Source organism: Methylobacterium gnaphalii (assembly GCF_007992215.1).
Classification (GTDB): Bacteria; Pseudomonadota; Alphaproteobacteria; order Rhizobiales; family Beijerinckiaceae; genus Methylobacterium; species Methylobacterium gnaphalii.
Genome location: NZ_BJZV01000034.1, coordinates 21017 through 37114 on the forward strand (window position 1 = coordinate 21017; position 16098 = coordinate 37114).

A 16098-nucleotide genomic window follows, 5' to 3' on the forward strand; every position below is an offset into this window, starting at 1 on the left:
TAAAAAAAATCCTGGCGGAAATTCGCCGCGACGAGAGGGGAGTTAAACAGCCGGTGGCGAACGAAAACGCCCAGACTTTTAGACCCCCCTACCCCTATGCAGGGTCGATTGTTCTTCGCGTTGCTTCACGCTGTTGTGGCAAGCGTTGCAAAGAGACTGAAGCTCGTTCGACCAGAATGCTTCGACATCACCACGGTGAGGCACCACGTGGTCCGCCGTAGTGGCAGCACAGGTGATCCCATCTGCGAGGCACATGCGGCACAGCGGTTCGATCATCTTCTGATGAGCCCGCATCCGCTTCCATCGCTGCGTGCCGTAGAGGCGATGCACCTCGCCGGTCTCACGCCGCCGTCGGTCATACTCGGCGGCCTGCTGTCGGCGGTAGGCGTCCGAGCCCGGCCCGCTGGCAGGCCGGAAGGTCTTCGGACGGGTCGGCATACCGTAGGCAAACGAAAGCCCCGAACACAGGGTGCCGGGGCCTCATCCACCAAAGCTGACGCACGAAGCGTGGTTGCAAATTTGCAACAACGATCCGTGCAGATCACTTGCGTAGCATGATCGCTTCCACGTCATCAAGCACCATCGGTGCAGGAAACTCACGGCCGCAGAACCTCATCAACACCGATACGCGCCAGCCCGGCAGATGCTCCACGAGCGTGCCTGTGAACCCAAGCCACGGACCCGACACCATCCGCACGCGGACGGGCGGCACGAGCGCAGCCTGCTTGCTCTCACGCTGACGCACCCGTTCGGCCATCGCCTCGGCCTCGGCACGCTCAGCGGCCTCAGCCATGGCGGCATCGGAGAAGTCGAACACGCCATCGGTCTGCTGTTGCTTCAGGCCGGCGATGAGGCTCGGCCTCACACGAGCCGGCTCAGCCCCGAACCGCACCAGCCCCTCGAAGCCAGGCGTGTGCTCCAGACCCATGTAGCTCTGCCCAGCACGCAGCCCGATGAAAGCGTAGCGAGGCAGCAGAGGACGAGCCACGTCTTTCCGCCTCTTCGTCACCGTCATGGCCGGCACGTACACGGCGAAGGACCGGCGACGCAGCTCGCGCTCCACGTCCCTCTCGCGTTTCGGGTTGGTGTAGCCCACCACCCACTCTGTCACAGGCTGATCATCAGATCCCGACGAGCGCTCGTGGCCACCGCCCGCATCACACCACTGCCGCACCTGATCTGCCGAGAAGTCCTCGGCCCGCAACGTCCGCGCTTCCACCTCGAAAACCCTCCCGGCGACACTGGCGACGGTTGAGCGACAGTCAAAAACCAACCATCGCCAAACTTTTCCTGAATGCTTTCAGCATATTAACACCCTCTGTAGAGGGTAGCGACAGTTAAGTCGCATAGAGATCTGTTTGTTTTTAGTTCGGACCCCGAAACCCCGATTGATCACATACGCACGGCGCAAGTGTCGCTAGTGTCGCCACTGGCCTCTAAGTGGTTGCGGAGATTTACCAAAACTGTGGCGATACTTGAAAGCGAACCGTCGCCTAACCGTCGCTACCGTCGCCACCCCAAATCGGCCCAAGCCGTTTAAACGGACCATCACAGAAGGCCCGACACACAAAGCCCGGCACACAGCCCATGGCCGTGACGGGAAACGCCACTACAGCCTCACGGACGCGAGAGGCCGTTCACTGGCCGGCGACCCTCGGAAGAGCCGTCGGATCAGTTGCGGGGATACGGGGCATCATGCTTGCCCGGCTGCTCAGGGCGAGCGGGCACGTCATGAAGGTGGCATCCCTTGTAGTAGATCCGGCCCGAGATCTCGGCCCGCTCGAAGCTGGCGCGGATGCGCTTGCCGAAACGGGTCTGGCTCACGGCACGCTTGGCGTTGGCGAGCGACCAGGAGATGTAGGCCTCATAGAGGTCATGGGCCTGTTCGCGGTGGTCCTTTTCCTCTTTCAGGCAACCTTTGATGAACTCGCCCACCGGGTCCATGTCGTCGCGATACTCGCGCGTATCGTTGCGCACCGAGTCGGCGATCACCAGGCCATTCACAAGATAGTCGAGCACGCCCTCGATCATCCAATTCAGGATGCCCGCGCCCTCATCCCGCACGAAGCCTGAGACCACGTCCTCGAAATCGCCGCGCTCTTCCTCGGGGATCGTCTGATCCCAGTGCACGACGAGCAGACGCCGCCAGATACCATTGTCCTGGCCGTCCACGCGCGGGAAATCGTTGCCCGACATGTGCGCCGTGGCGAAGTTCTGGAACTCGAAATAGCCCTTGTAGAGCGATCGCACTGGGATGGCCTCGCCACCCGTGAGGCGCTTGATCATGTCCTCCTGCAGGCTGACGTTGCCGGCCACCTCCAGGATGCGCACGAACCGCTTGCCGTAAAGCCGGGCGATATCCGGCGAGGCACCACCCGACGAGCGCTCCGAGCCGCCGACGATGGATTCGCGCGGCAGGCCGACGGCGAGGCTCGGCCCCAGCACGCGCGTGACGGTTTCGAGGAACACGCTCTTGCCGTTCGCGCCGAGGCCGTAGTGAAACATCAGGTACTGCACCGGCACGCTCAGCAGGCCGAGTGCCGTCATTAGCTGCACGCTGCGCCGCTTAGCCTCGTCTGGCAGCATCTTCGCCAGGAACTCCCGCCAGCGGGGCGCACGCGCCTCGGGATCGTAGGGTTGCGGGACCACGGACGTAATCCAGTCCTCACGACGATGACCCGGCACGGCGCGGCAGACACCGACATAGCGGGTCACATCCGGGTCCGGGCATTCCGGGTCTTCCTCACGCTCGAACCGCAGCGTGTGCGTCGCGGTGGCGATCTTGTAGCGGTCGGCGTTGAACGCGTCCGGCGAGCGGCGCAGGCGCGGCGCAGCGCAGTCCAGCGCCGCATCCATGCGGCCTTTGTTCTTCGAGGTGATCGCGAAGGCCCGCCGCCGTTGCCGGCGCTTCTGCAGCGCGCTCTCGGCCGCGTCGCCGGCCGACAGGATCATCTTTTCGTCGTCGGTCAGATCGGCCCGCTTCTTCCCGCGCAGCGGCGCGGCATCCTCGATCGCGATGGCCTCGCGCGGCGTCGGGTTGATGTGGTGCGTCTCCAACAACATGCGCAGCCCGAGCTGCTGCGCGATGAGCTTCGAGATCGCGAGCCCGTTGGCGAGATCCCAATGCGTGCCGGCCCAGGCCAGCCACGATCCGGCCGACACCTCGTCCTGCGCCATCACGGCGAGATCCCGCCCGAAATGTTTCACCAGGCGGATACCGTTGTCGGTGTCCGAGTGGTCGAGGCCGGCGCAGGCCTTCACCACATCCGGGTCCGGCTTGCCGCCGAACGGCTCGTCGTCGTCGCCGTCATCACCGGGCGGTTGCGGCGGGCCGCCATCCCAGCCGCCGCCATCCTCCGGGTCGAAGTCGTCGGCACCGATCGTCTGCGCCTCGCCGAAGCGGCGGGCGATGTCGGCATGCGGATCGTCGTGAATGTCGGACATCAGACCTCGTCAGCGAAGAGCGGGGTTTCAGCGGCAACTGCGAAGCGGCGCACGTCGTCGGGACGCGTCAGGGCGCGCTTGCGGCCGGGCGGGATCAGGAAGAGCGGGCGCGGCGCGGCATCGCGCACCCACACAATCCAGGCATAGGCCGTGGCGGTGGAGGCGGCCGGGTCCCAGCGCCCCTTCACCATCGGCACGCGCTCGACGAACTGCGCGTAGAGGGTTGGCGGGCGCTCGCGGAACAGCTCGGAATAGCGCCGCTCGCCCTCGATCCAGCTCGTGCGCACGAGGATCGCAACGACCTTCGCGACGGTCAGACCGCGCAGCACGAAGGCAAGCGCCGCATTGAACGGCGGGTTGGTGGCGAGCAGGTCGACCGGCGCGAACGACTTACGCGCGTCGAGGAAATCCGCGACGTCGTAGCCCCGGCCATAGTCGAACACGTCGCTCGCGCGGACGTCCGGGTAGAACTCGCGCAAAACCTCGACCATGTGGCCTTCGCCACTGGCTGGGTCGGCCGCGCTGGCGATCGCCGGCAACGCGTCGCCGAGCGCCGGCAGCACGTCGAGGATCAGTGCACGCGTCGCCCAAGGTGGCGTTGGGAAGTAGTCGAGCGAGTCCGGCGGCTCGCGCCGGCTCGCCATGACGGCGGTATGGCCAGCCGGAATCATGCGGCCACCGTGGATTGTGCGCGGACAACCCTTGAGGTTGCGGCCACGCTCAGACCATCTATTCCGCCATGGATACGCGCACGTCTCTTTTTGTCGTCGCCATGTTTGCGCTGCTGATCGCGTGGACTTGGGCGACTGCTGATGCCGGCCTTTGCAGCATAGGCATTGCAAAGGATGCTATAACCAAAGCTCCCACGACGACGTGTTTTGAGTTTTGGTTCAACAGGTATCAGGCCTTGCTCGCGGCCGTTGCAGCGTTTGCAACGGCATTGATCGCTCTCGCTCCAGCTCGCGGGCAGCTGCGAGAAATGATCAAGCAATCGCAGCAGCGCAGACTTGAGGATTTGCGCGAGCGCCACAGTAATATCACTGAATTCAATGACAATATGAATAGGCTTGTTGCAAGCGCCAGCGCAGTTGTTGCTGAATTGCAGAAGTCCGAAAATTTCGCCGGCTTTGTTAATATATCCGGAGTTGCAGGTAGTGCGGCAAGTGCGTGCGAAATTGCTCTTGAAGTAATCGACAACGCATCGGCAATGCTTGGAAAACCATGGGGAGACCGTTCGACCATGGCGACTATCCGCAGTCTCAGGGATAATCTTCACCGCTTCGGAAGTTTTGCTATCGACGCACGACGCATCCTGAAAATCATTAGCGGCACGTTGCACCGGCCCGACGATAGAGAATTGCTTGAAGAGTTGCGCAAATTTGCCAAGAAAGCCGATAGAGCGTTTCGACCATGTTTTGATGATGCAAGTGTTCTGCATGCAAAGCTGACAGCTGAGCAGATCCGCATCGAAAGCGAGTTGGATAGCATCCAATCTCAGATGACAGTCTGAATCCGTGCCGTAAGACAAACGCTGGCTGTTCATGCCGCCGCCTCCATCAGTGCATCGTTGAGATCTTCACCCTCGGGAGCCCAGACGGCCCGAGCTTCGAGGTTCGGATTGGCCGCCCGCGCCCGGCGCGCGCCGCGCTCCAGGGCGCACTCGGTGGCGAAGCGCTCGCTATCGCCGTCGCCAATCAGCCAAAGCCGCTGTGCGGTCGGCGGCAGCACCAGGCCGGGCGCAGAGAGATCCGGCATCGGTCCCTTGACCATCCGCCGCCGCGCATGCCCGCGCCGGTCGATCGTGGTTAGGGTCGGATGCGGCACGCTGTGCAGCGCCCGCCCGCCGATATTGTCGAGGCTGTAGGCCGACCAGAACACGGCCCGTTCCAGATGCGGCCAGCCCTTCGCCGAGAGCGCCCGCCAAGCCGAGAGAACGGTCTCGATCCCCTCGCCGACCACGACATCGAGCGGGTCGTCGCAGCGCACCAGGGCGATATGCCCGCCGCCGGCCGAGCCGCGCACCTTCTTCGCCGGCACCAGCTCGCCCGTCTCAGGGTCGGCGATCAGCGCCTTGCCCTTCGGCTGCGCAAGGTCGATCCAGGTGGCGTGCAGCCCTGAAAACTTGCCGGTCGGCCCAACGATCGCGCCGACCAGCGCCGGCCCGACATGCACGGGCTGGGCATCGCCCTGTTTCGCGTAAAGCGGATGCTGCAGCAGGCAGCGCAGCCGCGCGCTCGGGGCCAGCAGCAGCCCGCGCCGCCTCAGATACTGCTCTGCCGGTGTGTTCGGCACCGGCACAGCCCGCTGCCACGCGTCCCAACACCAGCGCCGCTCACGCTCGCGCCAGCGCTCCCGGTCCCGCGCCTTCTCTTCCGTGGCCTTCGCCTCGCGCGCCGCCCGCTTGGCGAGCTGCGCCTGGCGCTCGGCCTGCGCCTCCGGAGTCTCAAGGCTTTCGCGGCCAGGCGGCGGCCGGCCAGTGAGGATCTGGCAGGCCAGCTTGAAGTCGCAGGCCTCCAGGTAGCGCGTCAGCGCGATCGAATCGCCGCCCTCGCCCGAGCCCCGGCACACGAACACGCCCTTGCGCAGGTTCACGGCGAAGCGGTCACGGCCACCGCAGACGGGGCACGGCCCGACCAGCTCGGTGCCGCTGCGCTTCAGCCGCACGCGGTGTCGCTCGAGCACGCTGCCGAGCGATACGGCACGCGCCTCGGCGATCCAGTCTGCGAAGTCTAGCGAGCGCTCAGCCATCAGGGCCGCGCCTCGCCCTGTCGCACCAGGCGCGCGGCCTCGATATCGCCGATGCGCTTCTGTCCCCGTATGACGCGCGCCGGCTCACCGGACGCGATGTCTAGGCGAGCGACGTGCTCCAGAGGGCCGTAACGATCGGTCAAGATCGCACCCAGCAGGATGGCGCGAGCCTTCTTCGATTTCGCAATGTCGAAATGGACCCATGAGGCCTTGGGCGGCCTCTGCATCCACTTTCGCTGCACACCAATGGCGTCGACCATGGCCAGCAACTCGGCCTCGGTGTCCGCCCACAGGTGGCACATCTTCATGTTACCGAAGCTGTGCTCGACGTCGTCGACATAGCAGGGCATCAGCACACTCCACGCGGGACGAGCGCGAGCGCCCGCGAAATCGGTTTGGTCGTCATCGTGATGGTCCGCCTGTGCGGGCCGCGTTCAGCCGGTGCCGGAATGCGGCTCTGGGACGAACGGGTAGAAGCCGACCGCAGGGCGCGCCGCGCCCTCGAACTCGGCGAGAAGGTCGGCGACGCGGCCGATCAGCGTGCACGGCCGGCCGTCCTCGAACCGCGCCACCGCGTGCACCAGGGCTGACACCGGCATGCCGTGCTGCAGGGCGAGCGATATCAGGTGCGCCACTTCGAGCGCATCGTCGGTCGCCGGGCTCGCCAGCTTGTGGCAGTCGAGGAAAACCTCGGCGATCCGGCCATCGGCGAAGCGGCCGACCGTCATCGTGTAGGTCAGGCCGAAGCCGTGCGCCTCGCGCGAGAAGGTGAAGTCCACCGTCTCGGCCTCGCGCTTGTTCGCCAGGCGCTGCCGGCGCTCGGCCCCGTGCGGATCGACGGCGTCAGCCCATCCGATCAAGGCCGCACCGCAAGTGAGAGGCGCGACAGCCAGCCGACGCAGAACAGTGCCGGCCGCCGCATGGGTGAGACGAGAAAGCCCGTTCATGCGGCCCTCGTCGGTTCGATGGCTTCGCAGATTGGCGCGTTCGCCATCTCCAGAAGCACGTCAGCGTGACAAGGTGCGTCGAGCCGGCAGAAGCACGCGAGATTTCGACCGCGTAGGTTGACCTTGGCCACGCCCTTCCAGGCGTCGCTGGCCTCGTCCTCGATCCAGCGCCGAAACGCTGCGACGGCGGGTTCGCCGGTCAGTGTTCCGCAACGCACGGCAGCATAGTTGCCCCACATGCCCGGACGAGCCACGCGGACCGCCGGCAACCCGTTCACAGCGCGGCTGAGCTCCTGCAGTCGGAATCCCTTGATGCGTGACAACCGAAGTCGGACTGGCTTTCTCATGCGGCCCTTCCGATCTTCGCCTGCAGCTCGGCGAGCTGCGTTTCCAGCCGGGCCTGCTCGGCGGCCCGCGCGGCGGCATCGAGCCAGCCAGGCGGGTCGCGCAGCATCGCCACCATGATTTCCGGGCCGTAGACGCAGGCCAGCACCAGCATGGCCCGGCCGTTCGGCGCAGCCCGGCCGACCATCCAATTCTTCACCGTGTCGATCGGTAGCTTCGTCAGTGCCGAGACCGCCGCAGGCGTCTTGTCCGGGTGCTGCGCACGTAGAAACCGCACGAGCCCGTCGCAATCGATCTTGTCAGACCAGTTCTGACCCGCGTTAGGGCAGAAGTGATCCCAGGTTAGAGCAGAATTACCCACTGTATTCTCCCATCCTTCGATGGTCGCAGCGGGAGACGTGGCGGCCGGTAGACTTGGGACGTCAGCCGAAGGTGAAGCAAACCGGGCCACTAACCAGTGCGGCACGGGGAAAGAGAACTCGGGCAAACTCAGCGAAGGCCGTTCGACGCGCTGCAACGCGTCGGCGGCTTTTGCTGAGACCGAGGAACACAGGCCAGTCACGGCCTGCGCTCGCTGCCCTACGGCATGGCGCACCGCCGTGGCGGCCTCGCCCAGCGACGGGAGTTCGGGCATGCTCGGCAGAGAGAGACGATCAAACACGGCCAGCCCCATCGAAATCGACACAGACGTAGCGATCGAACCGGGGCAGCGGGCTCTCACTCACCACCGGCCGCGCCCATCGCAGACGGCCACCATCAGGAGCCACGCCATGCGCAGCGAAGCCGACTTCACCATCCCGGAGGAAACACCCGACTGCGTCGGCTTCCAGCTCCAGCTGGCTCCCAACGGCGTGTGCCGGATCGTCGTACTTGGTGAGGACGGCCACCCACGGCGCGCCGTCGCCATCCTCAACCTGGACGCGGCCGATGCCGACAGGCTGGCGCACGAACTGCTGGACAGACGCGGCGCCTACCTGCGCGCCCAACCGGGCGAGCAACCGCAACGGCCACAGTGAACGGCGGCGCGCCACCGCGCGGGCATGCTGAACGATCATCGTGCGGCGCTCCCGATCTGCGGGAAGAGCCGGCCCTGCAGCAGCTGCTGATGCGCATGGCCTACAGCGACAGCCGCGCCGAGGCAGAGACCGCAGGCGATGAGACCGCTGATGAGAATGATGCGCGGGCTCATGATGCCAGCGCCTCTGAGCGAGCCGGCAGATGGACCCGAACGAGAATGTCGTTCGTGATGGGCTCCGCGAGATCTCGCGAGGCTTCAACGATGAGCGGCCAATAGCTCAGCGGAATGGACCCACGCTGCAGCATATCGCTGCCCCGCGCGCCGGGGTTTTTCTCGAAACCGCAGATGCGCCCGAACTTCGTCGGGCCGCCCAGGGCAAGGATGATGTCGCGGACGGTTTCCATGGCGAGCGCGACGCTACGCCTAATGCGTAGCACCTGTCAACGCACATTGCGTAACCCAATGTGCGTAGTTGCTGGAATGGATACGCCAGCAGAACGCCTTCGCTACCTTCGCAAGCGCGCAAAGTTCGATACCGCTACCGACGCAGCTCGCGCTTTCGGCTGGGTCGTGCCGACGTATCTCGGGCACGAGAACGGAGACCGCACCCCAAGCCGAAAACTGGCAAAGCAATATGCCGAGGCATTTCGATCAAGCTGGGAATGGATACTCGAAGGCGATGAAAAAGGCCTTCCGCCAGAAGACGATACGGTCCCAATCGTGGGATACGTCGGAGCGGGCGCGCAGGTTGTGTTCTCAGGAGAGCCGGAAGGAACTTTCGACCGCGCTCCCCGGCCGCCAGGAGCCTCTAAGAAGACAGTGGCCGCGCGCGTGACCGGCGATTCCATGCCCGGCATCGCCGAGGATCAGTGGCTCGTCTATTACGATGAGCGTGTCGACGGCGTGCCGGACGAGTGGATTGGCGAGCTGTGCGTGGTCTGGCTCTCCGATGATCGCGTTTACATCAAGAAGGTCTTTAGGGGCCGCGATCCCGGCACCTTCGATCTCATTTCGACGGGCGGCCTTTCCCCGCTTCGCGATGAGGAAGTGGCTTATTCCGCCAAAGTGACGTGGATCAAGCCGCGCTAATAGTTGTCGTGTTCGGGCACGTCTCCAACGCGAGCAATGAAAACAGGATCATCGAATAGATTGTCGAAGTCATTGCCTATACGCGTATAAGCTAATGCACCGATAGCTTTCTTATCTCTTACAATCCGTTCCGCATAAACTTTCGCCTGATCGGCACTCTGGCATTGCTGGATTTGTCCGGCCGAGACCCGTCCTGTCTTGGTTTTTATGAACGGCTGCACAGCATAGTACGAGATGACCGCCACGTTTGCGCCTCCTGAGACTCGGCGTTGAACGGGCACAGGCTCGTCGTTCAGTGAGAACACAACAAGAACAAAAGACGGCTATCCCCAGTTTCGCGTCTCGGCTGTGGACAACGAGGACCGTTTCAGAGGGGAATCCGCTTCTACGCAAATTGCGTTGACTTCGATTACGCACGATGCGTAGTATGCAACATCGCAACTGCGGTGGAGCCCGCCGTGTCCCCTGAACTTCAGCCAATGATGCCCGGACAGGTCCGGGCCGCCCTGGTCAGCCACCTTGCCCGCAAGTTCGGGTGGACCGGCCGCACCGTCGAGCACACCCTCGCGTCGCTCTCGAACAAAGAGATCGTCGATTGCCTGCAGCTCGACGTCGAGGGCGCGAAGGCCGCGATCTTTGCCCGCGCCGCGCGCGCTCTGCAGGAGGCGTGCTGACATGGGCGCTCCCCTCACACCACCGATCACCGTCCTGCGCGAGGCGCGCGCGCTGATCAGCAGCCCGGAGAAATGGTGCCGGGGCAGCCAGGCCCTGGATGACCGGGGCAACTGGGTGCAAGGCTACCACTGGAAGGCGGTCCGCTGGAGCGCCTTCGGGGCCATCGAGCGGATCGACTGCATGTCGATCACGTGGCCCCTGGCATGCCTCGGCGATGCCGCCCGCGAGCTGTTCGATCGGCACGCCTCCGAGGTGAACGATCAGCTCAAGCACGCGGACGTCCTGCGCATGTTCGATCGCGCGATCGAGTTGGTGGAGGCCGCTTGATATGGGCGCTTCTCACTCTCCCAAACTTTCCTATGCCGTGAAGCCAGGTGGATTGTCGGCTGCCGATCACGACCAGATCTTCACGCTTGCGGAAGCCGGCATGAAATGCGGACGCATCGCTCGCAAGCTGCTCAAGCACCCCGCAACAGTACGATGGTTCATGTATCGCAACGGCCTCATCGAGCCGTCGCGCCGGCAAACTGCCATGCCCATCGATCGGCCGAACAGCGCCGGACGCAAGGGCTACTGTCCCGCAGAAGACGCCTTCATCAGCCGTCTTCGGACTGAGGGCGTACCCCTCACCGAGATCGCCAAGCGCACAACTGAGCGCTTCGGTCACCCTCGCTCACGCCACGGTGTCGAGGTGCGCCTCGTCATGCTCGCGGCGCGAGATGACGAGGCGACGGAGGCCGCCTGACATGGCCGCGATCTCCCTCGCCGACGAGCGCCTGATCCGCGACGTTCTCGAAACCGCCTGCTCGGACTGGGCGCGCCAGCAGGACGCGACGAAGACCGTCTGGCTGGCCGTCTTCACCACTCGGGATTGCCTCGCCAAGGGACGCAACGACCTGGCCGCGGAGTGCTTACGCGCCCTCGCTGCCGATCTCCCGCGCCAGCCCCGGCACCTCGCCGCCTACAGCCGGCGCGAAATCGTCCGGCTGCGCTGCGCCCTCGCCGTGGCCCGCGCCCTGGCCGAGCCCGTCCTCGATCTCGCCTGAACTGCCCCAACCCTCTCGCACCAAGGAACGCCCGATGGCCGCCCCCTCGAAGATTCGCGCCGCGCAAAGCGCTCCCGATCGCCCGCGCCGCATCGCCCTGATGGTGCGCACCATGATCGACCGCGAGGCTGCCAATGGCGCATGCACGTTCGGCGACCTGTCCGCCGCCGGCTTCTCCGAGGCTGAGATCATCGCCTACCGCGATCCGGCCCGCGAACAGATCTCGAACCGAGGCGCAATCGACCTGTGCCCGCCCGGCCGGCGCGAGGGGCACAAGCTGGTCAAGGCCGCCAAGCTCGTCCGCAAGCGCCTGGAGCGCCGTCAGGCACCCCAGGCCCAGCGGCAGGCCTGATCATGCTCTGTGAGTGCCCCGCACCCATCCGTTTAAACGCATCGCAGCCCATGCCCGGCCACCGCGCTGCAGCCGCACTTGGTCACCCGCGTGAGTGCCTGGAATGCGGCGAGACCTTCGCCAGCACCAAGACCGATGCCGAGTTCTGCGGCGACCGCTGCCGCATGGCCTTCAACAACCGCCGCACCAAGCGCGGGGCCGAGATCTACGACCTGTTCATGAGCCTGCGGCACGACCGCAAGACCGCGACGGTCCTGAACGTCTTCACCCTCGTGAGCCGCCTCGCGACGATCTACCGCCGCGAGGACGCCGACCAGCGCGCCGGCCGCCGCAGCTGGCGCCACGCCTCCGAGATCATCGACCGCCGCCCGTACCTGAAAGCCAAGGTGCTGCAGCGGCAACCCGTTCGTCAGAGCTGAGGGAGGCCACCGTGCCCGCAATCTTAAGCGTGATCGCCACCATGTTCGTGCTCGCCGCGATCGCTGGGGGACTAGCCGGTTGCCCGAGTTACAACGTCTACAGCCAGCGCATGGAAGGCGAGGCGCAGCTCGCTAAGGCCGAGAGCACCCGGCGCACACGCGTGTTGGAGGCCCAGGCCGAGAAGGACAGCGCTGGGCTGAAAGCTGACGCCGAAGTCATCCGCGCGCAGGGCGTCGCCAACGCCAACAAGATCATCGCCGACAGCCTGGGCGGCGCCGAGGGCTACTTGCGCTGGCGCTACATCGAAATGCTGCAGGAGACCTCCGGCCACGGCGAACGCTCGGTCATCTACCTGCCGACCGAAGCCGGGATGCCAATCCTGGAAGCCGGCAAGCGCCCCAGCTCGACAGCTAAGTAACGGAGGCCGCCATGTTTCAACCCGGCACCAACATTCAGCCCGTGGCCAACCGCAAATGGTGGCCCGACGCCTACCTCGACGAGATCATGCCGGCCGGCCGTGAGACGCCCGACGGCTGGCTGTTTCGCCTCGACGACGGAGCGCATCGCTGCGGCTGCCGACCCGAGGAACATGAGGACTGGTTTCCGGCCTTCGCCGTAGCCGAGGGCGAGGTGGTGGAATTCTCGCCCTGCAACGATCACGGCACCTCGGAGCTGACGATCTGCGGCGAAGACTACCTTTTCGATCCGCCGCTGCCCGCAGGCGCGTCGATCTGGATTCCGGGCGACACCGACACAGTCAGCGACAATCCGGCAGAGTTCGTTGCCCAGTTGCGCGAGATCGAGGGCAGCGAAGCCATGATCAACGTGAAGGTCGCCGTCTGGCTCGACAGCGTCCGCCTCCGCTTCACCGCCCTCGGCGGACCGCCGCGCTTCGTCGTGGCCGAAGCTGCGGAGGCGCGGTCATGACGAAGTGGGACGCTAAGAGCTACCGCGATCGTACCGGTATCGACCTGGACCAGGGAGCGGCCATCGAGGTTCGCGCCCGTAGAAATGAAGTCGGGCTTGAGCTTGGCGTGATGCGCCCGGTCGGAGTGCTCGCAACGGATGCATGGGCTGCCCTCACGCCTTTCGAAGCGCGAGAGCTTGCCCGCGATCTCGAAGAGCAAGCGCGGATAGCGGAGGCATACCGTGGCTGAGATCGTCCAGGTCTACGCCCGAGGCCTGCTCATGTGCTCGGCCTGCGCCCCAGCCGAGATGGACGGTCCCGCCGTCGCCGCCGCCGTGAGTCGCGATCATCCGTCCGGCACTGAACTCGGCTGGGCCATCGCCAAAGAGCCGTTCCGCGACGGCGAGCCCAACCCCTGCCCCTGCAACGTCGACGCCGCTCGCCGGCACTGGCTCCTGGAGTGCTGACGATGGCCGAACACAGCACCATCGAATGGACGGACGCGACCTGGAACCCCATCACCGGCTGTTCTGTCGTCTCGCCGGGCTGCACCAGTTGCTACGCGATGGGCCTCGCCGGCACGCGGTTGCAGCACCATCCGTCCCGCGCCGGGCTCACCGCGCCGAGCAAGGCCGGCCCGGTCTGGAACGGTACGGTGCGCTTCAACGAAGAGTGGCTGACCCAGCCGCTCCAGTGGAAGCGTCCGCGCATGATCTTCGTGTGCGCCCACGGCGATCTCTTCCACGAGAACGTGCCGGACGCGTGGATTGATCGAGTATTCGCCGTCATGGCGCTGGCACCGCAGCACACCTTCCAGGTTCTCACGAAGCGGTCGGCACGGATGCGACGGTACATGGCCGGATGCGAAATGCCTCCGGACGATCTGCCGCTGCATAAGCTGTGGGTCACCCAGTGGAGCCGCCGAGATCAGGTTGCGGCCGCGATGCGAGATATCGCGGGATCGTGCTCACCGCTGCTTGGCAAGGTGAAGCAACTCCCGCTGCCGAACGTCTGGCTTGGCGTCTCGACCGAGGATCAGAAGCGCGCAGACCAGCGCGTGCCGGATCTGCTTGAGACGCCGGCCGCCGTGCGGTTCGTGAGCGCCGAGCCCCTGCTCGGGCCGATCGACTTCTCGCGCATTCTTCTCGGCACGAGTGCGGCCGAGTTTGTGGACATGCCGCACATCACGAAGGCCCGTTTCACGGTCGACGCCCTCAAGGGCGCGGCCAGCATCGGCTGGCGCGGTCTCGACTGGATCATCGTAGGCGGCGAGAGCGGCCAGTCCGCTCGGCCGATGCATCCCAGGTGGGCCCGTTCGTTGCGCGATCAGTGCGCGGAGCAGAACGTGGCATTCCTTTTCAAGCAATGGGGCGAGTATGGCCCTTGCGAGTTGCACCCTCCGGGCACAGCCGTGTGCTCCGTCATAGGGTCATCGGGTCGGCATATGACCGGGAGGGACGCCGTCTGTGGCGATCCTGAAGATGCTCACGCTGAAATCATCGCTCGGTTCGGCAAATCTCGGGCCGGCCGTCTCCTCGACGGCGTCGAGCACAACGGCATGCCGCAGGTGCGCGGATGACGAACGTCGCGCCGCCGCCAGCCCGCAAGGGCATCCGCTTTCACGTTGAACCCCGCGACGTGCCAGCCCACGCGGCGGCGCGGCGGCTTGGCCTGACCGAGGGCGATTTCGCCAGGATGGCCGATCGCCTGTACCGGCGCGGCTTCCCGCGCCCCGATCCCGACACGGGAAACTACGATCTGGACGCGATTGATCAGTGGCGGAAGCTGAGAAATCGGAATCTATTCGGTCTTTCGGATGGCCCGGTCGCGCGTGACGCCTCCGTGGCCATGGCAAGGATCGAGGCACGTCGACGTGGGCTGGGTTAAGATCCGCTATTACGTTGTTCGCAAGGGCCGGGGCTACTGGCTCAGCACGCCGACGATGCAGGCCGCAGGCTTTCCCAAAAGCGTCCCCTGCGGACCGGACGGTAACGACGCTCACGCCATCGCCGCGACATGGAATCGACGGTGGGACGCTCACCGTAATGGTAAGACGCTCCAGGAAGTCGTGATGCCCGGCTCTCTCGCCGAGGCATTCGATCGATACCGTCAGACACACACATGGAATGGCCGCGCTCTCAAAACCCGCATGGAGTGGGAGCGCGCGTGGCTCGATATAAAAGAGACCTTTGGCGACATCGATCTGACGACGGTCAGCTACGAAGTCATCGACAATTGGTATTCGGAGCTGCTGGAGCGCACGACGGTGGATCGCGCTTGGCGCGCCATGAAGATCTGGCGTGCACTCTGGCTGGTCGCAGCAGGCATGCGACGCAACGGCCGAAGCTACACCAACGGCCATGAGGATCCGTCGCTGAAGGTCACGCGCCAGGCGCAGCCGAAGCGGAGCGCGTATTGGCGCGAAGGCGAAGTGGTGCGCCTGGTCAAACGCGCCTGGCGCGATGGGGGGCAGGGCCTTGCCTGCATCATTGCCGTGGCATGGGACAGCCAGCTCTCTCCCGGCGACGTGCGGAAGCTGAGTGAGACGCAGCTCGACAAACTCGGCTTCTGGACGGCGCGGGGCAAGACCGGCCGCGCCGCCCTCGGCACGATCTCACCGCGCACGGCCCGCTTGATCGAGACCTATCGCCTGCTCACCAGCGGTGAGGTTACGGAGGGCAAGGGCAAGATCAAACGCCTGCCCGGCACGCCGCTGTTCCGCGCGCAGAACGGCACAGCCTTCGGTGATCAGACCCTGGCCAAGGCCTTCGCGCGCAATCGTCAGAAGGTCTTTGCCGGCGACCGCCGCACGCTGATGGACATGCGCCGCTCCGGTGCGGTCGAGGCGAATGCCGGCCAGGTCGATGCCGGCGCGCTCGGCGCGAAGATGGCCAACTCGATTGCCTCGGCCCGCGACCTGCAGATGATCTATCAGCCGGTCGACCCTGCCACCGTCGCGCGCGCCGACGAAGCCCGCCGCCGGGGCCGCTCGGCCCTACGCGCGACGGCGATTCTCGGCGCGAAGCCAGTTTCAACTTCGCTCACGGTTGCGCCGGCAAATCCCGAGCCGAAAGTTGAACCGGACGCTGAAAACAAAGGGAAAATAA

The 16098-nt window shown here is 65.2% G+C and carries 28 protein-coding genes; 16 read left to right on the forward strand and 12 right to left on the reverse strand.

Annotation, left to right across the window (positions count from 1 at the left end):
* Nucleotides 1-78: 78 nt before the first annotated feature.
* The 4 genes from MGN01_RS24520 to MGN01_RS20325 form a co-directional block, all read right to left on the reverse strand.
* Entirely contained in the window at nt 79-438 is a 360-nt protein-coding gene (locus tag MGN01_RS24520; RefSeq protein ID WP_147048654.1) for an HNH endonuclease, read from the reverse strand.
* A gap of 103 nt (nt 439-541) precedes the next feature.
* Nucleotides 542-1219 carry a transcription termination/antitermination protein NusG gene (nusG, locus tag MGN01_RS20315; RefSeq protein WP_170246084.1) on the reverse strand — a complete coding sequence of 226 codons (678 nt, stop codon included), beginning with the start codon at nt 1217-1219 and terminating at the stop codon, nt 542-544.
* A 452-nt stretch (nt 1220-1671) separates the two neighbouring features.
* The gene (locus tag MGN01_RS20320) at nt 1672-3444 is read right to left on the reverse strand and encodes a DNA primase family protein (protein WP_147048656.1); all 1773 of its coding nucleotides are present in this window, start codon (nt 3442-3444) and stop codon (nt 1672-1674) included.
* Nucleotides 3444-4115, reverse strand: a complete 672-nt coding sequence (locus tag MGN01_RS20325; RefSeq protein WP_147048657.1) for a hypothetical protein — start codon at nt 4113-4115, stop codon at nt 3444-3446. The genes MGN01_RS20320 and MGN01_RS20325 overlap by 1 nt, the downstream gene beginning before the upstream one ends.
* Before the next feature lie 68 nt (nt 4116-4183).
* On the opposite strand from MGN01_RS20325, the gene MGN01_RS20330 reads away from it, so the two are divergent.
* Nucleotides 4184-4954, forward strand: a complete 771-nt coding sequence (locus tag MGN01_RS20330) for a hypothetical protein (RefSeq protein WP_147048658.1) — start codon at nt 4184-4186, stop codon at nt 4952-4954.
* A gap of 29 nt (nt 4955-4983) precedes the next feature.
* On the opposite strand, the gene MGN01_RS20335 is transcribed toward MGN01_RS20330, so the two are convergent.
* The 5 genes from MGN01_RS20335 to MGN01_RS20355 all read right to left on the reverse strand — a co-directional run bounded on the left by MGN01_RS20335 (nt 4984) and on the right by MGN01_RS20355 (nt 8169).
* Nucleotides 4984-6192, reverse strand: coding sequence for a DUF7146 domain-containing protein (locus tag MGN01_RS20335; protein ID WP_147048659.1), 1209 nt, complete (start codon nt 6190-6192; stop codon nt 4984-4986).
* Entirely contained in the window at nt 6192-6542 is a 351-nt protein-coding gene (locus MGN01_RS20340; protein ID WP_147048660.1) for a DUF4031 domain-containing protein, read from the reverse strand. Before MGN01_RS20340 ends, MGN01_RS20335 begins: the two co-directional genes overlap by 1 nt.
* Before the next feature lie 84 nt (nt 6543-6626).
* Entirely contained in the window at nt 6627-7139 is a 513-nt protein-coding gene (locus MGN01_RS20345; protein WP_147048661.1) for a TSCPD domain-containing protein, read from the reverse strand.
* Nucleotides 7136-7486 (reverse strand): DUF4326 domain-containing protein, encoded by a 351-nt coding sequence (locus MGN01_RS20350; protein ID WP_147048662.1) that lies wholly within the window; start codon nt 7484-7486, stop codon nt 7136-7138. The genes MGN01_RS20345 and MGN01_RS20350 overlap by 4 nt, the downstream gene beginning before the upstream one ends.
* On the reverse strand, nt 7483-8169 hold the full coding sequence (locus MGN01_RS20355) for a hypothetical protein (protein ID WP_147048663.1): 687 nt from the start codon (nt 8167-8169) through the stop codon (nt 7483-7485). Before MGN01_RS20355 ends, MGN01_RS20350 begins: the two co-directional genes overlap by 4 nt.
* Nucleotides 8170-8254: 85 nt before the next feature.
* Between MGN01_RS20355 and MGN01_RS20360 the strand changes: the two genes are divergently transcribed.
* A complete protein-coding gene (locus MGN01_RS20360; RefSeq protein WP_147048664.1) occupies nt 8255-8500 on the forward strand; it encodes a hypothetical protein in 246 nt (81 codons plus the stop codon).
* Nucleotides 8501-8535: 35 nt separating this feature from the next.
* Here the strand turns inward: MGN01_RS20360 and MGN01_RS23755 are convergent, their stop codons facing one another.
* Nucleotides 8536-8673, reverse strand: coding sequence for a hypothetical protein (locus tag MGN01_RS23755; protein WP_170246086.1), 138 nt, complete (start codon nt 8671-8673; stop codon nt 8536-8538).
* The gene (locus tag MGN01_RS20365) at nt 8670-8906 is read right to left on the reverse strand and encodes a hypothetical protein (RefSeq protein ID WP_147048665.1); all 237 of its coding nucleotides are present in this window, start codon (nt 8904-8906) and stop codon (nt 8670-8672) included. Before MGN01_RS20365 ends, MGN01_RS23755 begins: the two co-directional genes overlap by 4 nt.
* Nucleotides 8907-8982: 76 nt before the next feature.
* Between MGN01_RS20365 and MGN01_RS20370 the strand changes: the two genes are divergently transcribed.
* Nucleotides 8983-9591: an XRE family transcriptional regulator gene (locus tag MGN01_RS20370; RefSeq protein ID WP_147048666.1), complete on the forward strand. Its 609-nt coding sequence runs from the start codon at nt 8983-8985 to the stop codon at nt 9589-9591.
* Here the strand turns inward: MGN01_RS20370 and MGN01_RS20375 are convergent.
* Nucleotides 9588-9836, reverse strand: coding sequence for a hypothetical protein (locus MGN01_RS20375; RefSeq protein ID WP_147048667.1), 249 nt, complete (start codon nt 9834-9836; stop codon nt 9588-9590). The two genes, MGN01_RS20370 and MGN01_RS20375, sit on opposite strands and share 4 nt — an antisense overlap.
* Before the next feature lie 213 nt (nt 9837-10049).
* Between MGN01_RS20375 and MGN01_RS20380 the strand changes: the two genes are divergently transcribed.
* From MGN01_RS20380 to MGN01_RS20440, 13 genes are all read left to right on the forward strand, one after another.
* The gene (locus MGN01_RS20380; protein WP_147048668.1) at nt 10050-10265 is read left to right on the forward strand and encodes a hypothetical protein; all 216 of its coding nucleotides are present in this window, start codon (nt 10050-10052) and stop codon (nt 10263-10265) included.
* Nucleotide 10266: 1 nt separating this feature from the next.
* On the forward strand, nt 10267-10593 hold the full coding sequence (locus MGN01_RS20385; protein ID WP_147048669.1) for a DUF6197 family protein: 327 nt from the start codon (nt 10267-10269) through the stop codon (nt 10591-10593).
* Nucleotide 10594: 1 nt separating this feature from the next.
* Nucleotides 10595-11011: a hypothetical protein gene (locus MGN01_RS20390; RefSeq protein ID WP_147048670.1), complete on the forward strand. Its 417-nt coding sequence runs from the start codon at nt 10595-10597 to the stop codon at nt 11009-11011.
* Between the two features lies 1 nt (nt 11012).
* Complete coding sequence (locus MGN01_RS20395; RefSeq protein ID WP_147048671.1) at nt 11013-11312, forward strand: hypothetical protein; 300 nt, start codon at nt 11013-11015, stop codon at nt 11310-11312.
* A gap of 34 nt (nt 11313-11346) precedes the next feature.
* A complete protein-coding gene (locus MGN01_RS20400; protein ID WP_147048672.1) occupies nt 11347-11664 on the forward strand; it encodes a hypothetical protein in 318 nt (105 codons plus the stop codon).
* A 50-nt stretch (nt 11665-11714) separates the two neighbouring features.
* Nucleotides 11715-12083 carry a transcriptional regulator gene (locus MGN01_RS20405; protein ID WP_238257871.1) on the forward strand — a complete coding sequence of 123 codons (369 nt, stop codon included), beginning with the start codon at nt 11715-11717 and terminating at the stop codon, nt 12081-12083.
* 11 nt (nt 12084-12094) lie between these two features.
* Nucleotides 12095-12502, forward strand: a complete 408-nt coding sequence (locus tag MGN01_RS20410) for an SPFH domain-containing protein (RefSeq protein WP_238257869.1) — start codon at nt 12095-12097, stop codon at nt 12500-12502.
* A gap of 11 nt (nt 12503-12513) precedes the next feature.
* Nucleotides 12514-13011 (forward strand): hypothetical protein, encoded by a 498-nt coding sequence (locus MGN01_RS20415; protein WP_147048673.1) that lies wholly within the window; start codon nt 12514-12516, stop codon nt 13009-13011.
* Nucleotides 13008-13241, forward strand: a complete 234-nt coding sequence (locus MGN01_RS20420; protein ID WP_147048674.1) for a hypothetical protein — start codon at nt 13008-13010, stop codon at nt 13239-13241. The genes MGN01_RS20415 and MGN01_RS20420 overlap by 4 nt, the downstream gene beginning before the upstream one ends.
* On the forward strand, nt 13234-13458 hold the full coding sequence (locus MGN01_RS20425) for a hypothetical protein (protein ID WP_147048675.1): 225 nt from the start codon (nt 13234-13236) through the stop codon (nt 13456-13458). The genes MGN01_RS20420 and MGN01_RS20425 overlap by 8 nt, the downstream gene beginning before the upstream one ends.
* A gap of 2 nt (nt 13459-13460) precedes the next feature.
* Nucleotides 13461-14570 carry a DUF5131 family protein gene (locus MGN01_RS20430; protein WP_147048680.1) on the forward strand — a complete coding sequence of 370 codons (1110 nt, stop codon included), beginning with the start codon at nt 13461-13463 and terminating at the stop codon, nt 14568-14570.
* A complete protein-coding gene (locus MGN01_RS20435; RefSeq protein WP_147048676.1) occupies nt 14567-14878 on the forward strand; it encodes a hypothetical protein in 312 nt (103 codons plus the stop codon). Before MGN01_RS20430 ends, MGN01_RS20435 begins: the two co-directional genes overlap by 4 nt.
* A gap of 55 nt (nt 14879-14933) precedes the next feature.
* Nucleotides 14934-16098 (forward strand): site-specific integrase (locus MGN01_RS20440; protein ID WP_147048677.1); only part of this gene is annotated, 1165 nt, incomplete at its 3' end.

Bases quoted from the DNA above. Each gene is read 5' to 3' on its own strand.
- MGN01_RS20345 (WP_147048661.1), bottom strand. From the start codon at position 7,139: ATGAACGGGCTTTCTCGTCTCACCCATGCGGCGGCCGGCACTGTTCTG.
- MGN01_RS24520 (WP_147048654.1), bottom strand. From the start codon at position 438: ATGCCGACCCGTCCGAAGACCTTCCGGCCTGCCAGCGGGCCGGGCTCG.
- MGN01_RS20430 (WP_147048680.1), top strand. From the start codon at position 13,461: ATGGCCGAACACAGCACCATCGAATGGACGGACGCGACCTGGAACCCC.
- MGN01_RS20405 (WP_238257871.1), top strand. From the start codon at position 11,715: ATGCCCGGCCACCGCGCTGCAGCCGCACTTGGTCACCCGCGTGAGTGC.
- MGN01_RS20340 (WP_147048660.1), bottom strand. From the start codon at position 6,542: ATGCCCTGCTATGTCGACGACGTCGAGCACAGCTTCGGTAACATGAAG.
- MGN01_RS20395 (WP_147048671.1), top strand. From the start codon at position 11,013: ATGGCCGCGATCTCCCTCGCCGACGAGCGCCTGATCCGCGACGTTCTC.
- MGN01_RS20335 (WP_147048659.1), bottom strand. From the start codon at position 6,192: ATGGCTGAGCGCTCGCTAGACTTCGCAGACTGGATCGCCGAGGCGCGT.
- MGN01_RS20350 (WP_147048662.1), bottom strand. From the start codon at position 7,486: ATGAGAAAGCCAGTCCGACTTCGGTTGTCACGCATCAAGGGATTCCGA.
- MGN01_RS20330 (WP_147048658.1), top strand. From the start codon at position 4,184: ATGGATACGCGCACGTCTCTTTTTGTCGTCGCCATGTTTGCGCTGCTG.
- MGN01_RS23755 (WP_170246086.1), bottom strand. From the start codon at position 8,673: ATGAGCCCGCGCATCATTCTCATCAGCGGTCTCATCGCCTGCGGTCTC.
- MGN01_RS20370 (WP_147048666.1), top strand. From the start codon at position 8,983: ATGGATACGCCAGCAGAACGCCTTCGCTACCTTCGCAAGCGCGCAAAG.
- MGN01_RS20415 (WP_147048673.1), top strand. From the start codon at position 12,514: ATGTTTCAACCCGGCACCAACATTCAGCCCGTGGCCAACCGCAAATGG.
- MGN01_RS20435 (WP_147048676.1), top strand. From the start codon at position 14,567: ATGACGAACGTCGCGCCGCCGCCAGCCCGCAAGGGCATCCGCTTTCAC.
- MGN01_RS20325 (WP_147048657.1), bottom strand. From the start codon at position 4,115: ATGATTCCGGCTGGCCATACCGCCGTCATGGCGAGCCGGCGCGAGCCG.
- MGN01_RS20420 (WP_147048674.1), top strand. From the start codon at position 13,008: ATGACGAAGTGGGACGCTAAGAGCTACCGCGATCGTACCGGTATCGAC.
- MGN01_RS20360 (WP_147048664.1), top strand. From the start codon at position 8,255: ATGCGCAGCGAAGCCGACTTCACCATCCCGGAGGAAACACCCGACTGC.
- MGN01_RS20320 (WP_147048656.1), bottom strand. From the start codon at position 3,444: ATGTCCGACATTCACGACGATCCGCATGCCGACATCGCCCGCCGCTTC.
- MGN01_RS20400 (WP_147048672.1), top strand. From the start codon at position 11,347: ATGGCCGCCCCCTCGAAGATTCGCGCCGCGCAAAGCGCTCCCGATCGC.
- MGN01_RS20385 (WP_147048669.1), top strand. From the start codon at position 10,267: ATGGGCGCTCCCCTCACACCACCGATCACCGTCCTGCGCGAGGCGCGC.
- MGN01_RS20390 (WP_147048670.1), top strand. From the start codon at position 10,595: ATGGGCGCTTCTCACTCTCCCAAACTTTCCTATGCCGTGAAGCCAGGT.
- MGN01_RS20365 (WP_147048665.1), bottom strand. From the start codon at position 8,906: ATGGAAACCGTCCGCGACATCATCCTTGCCCTGGGCGGCCCGACGAAG.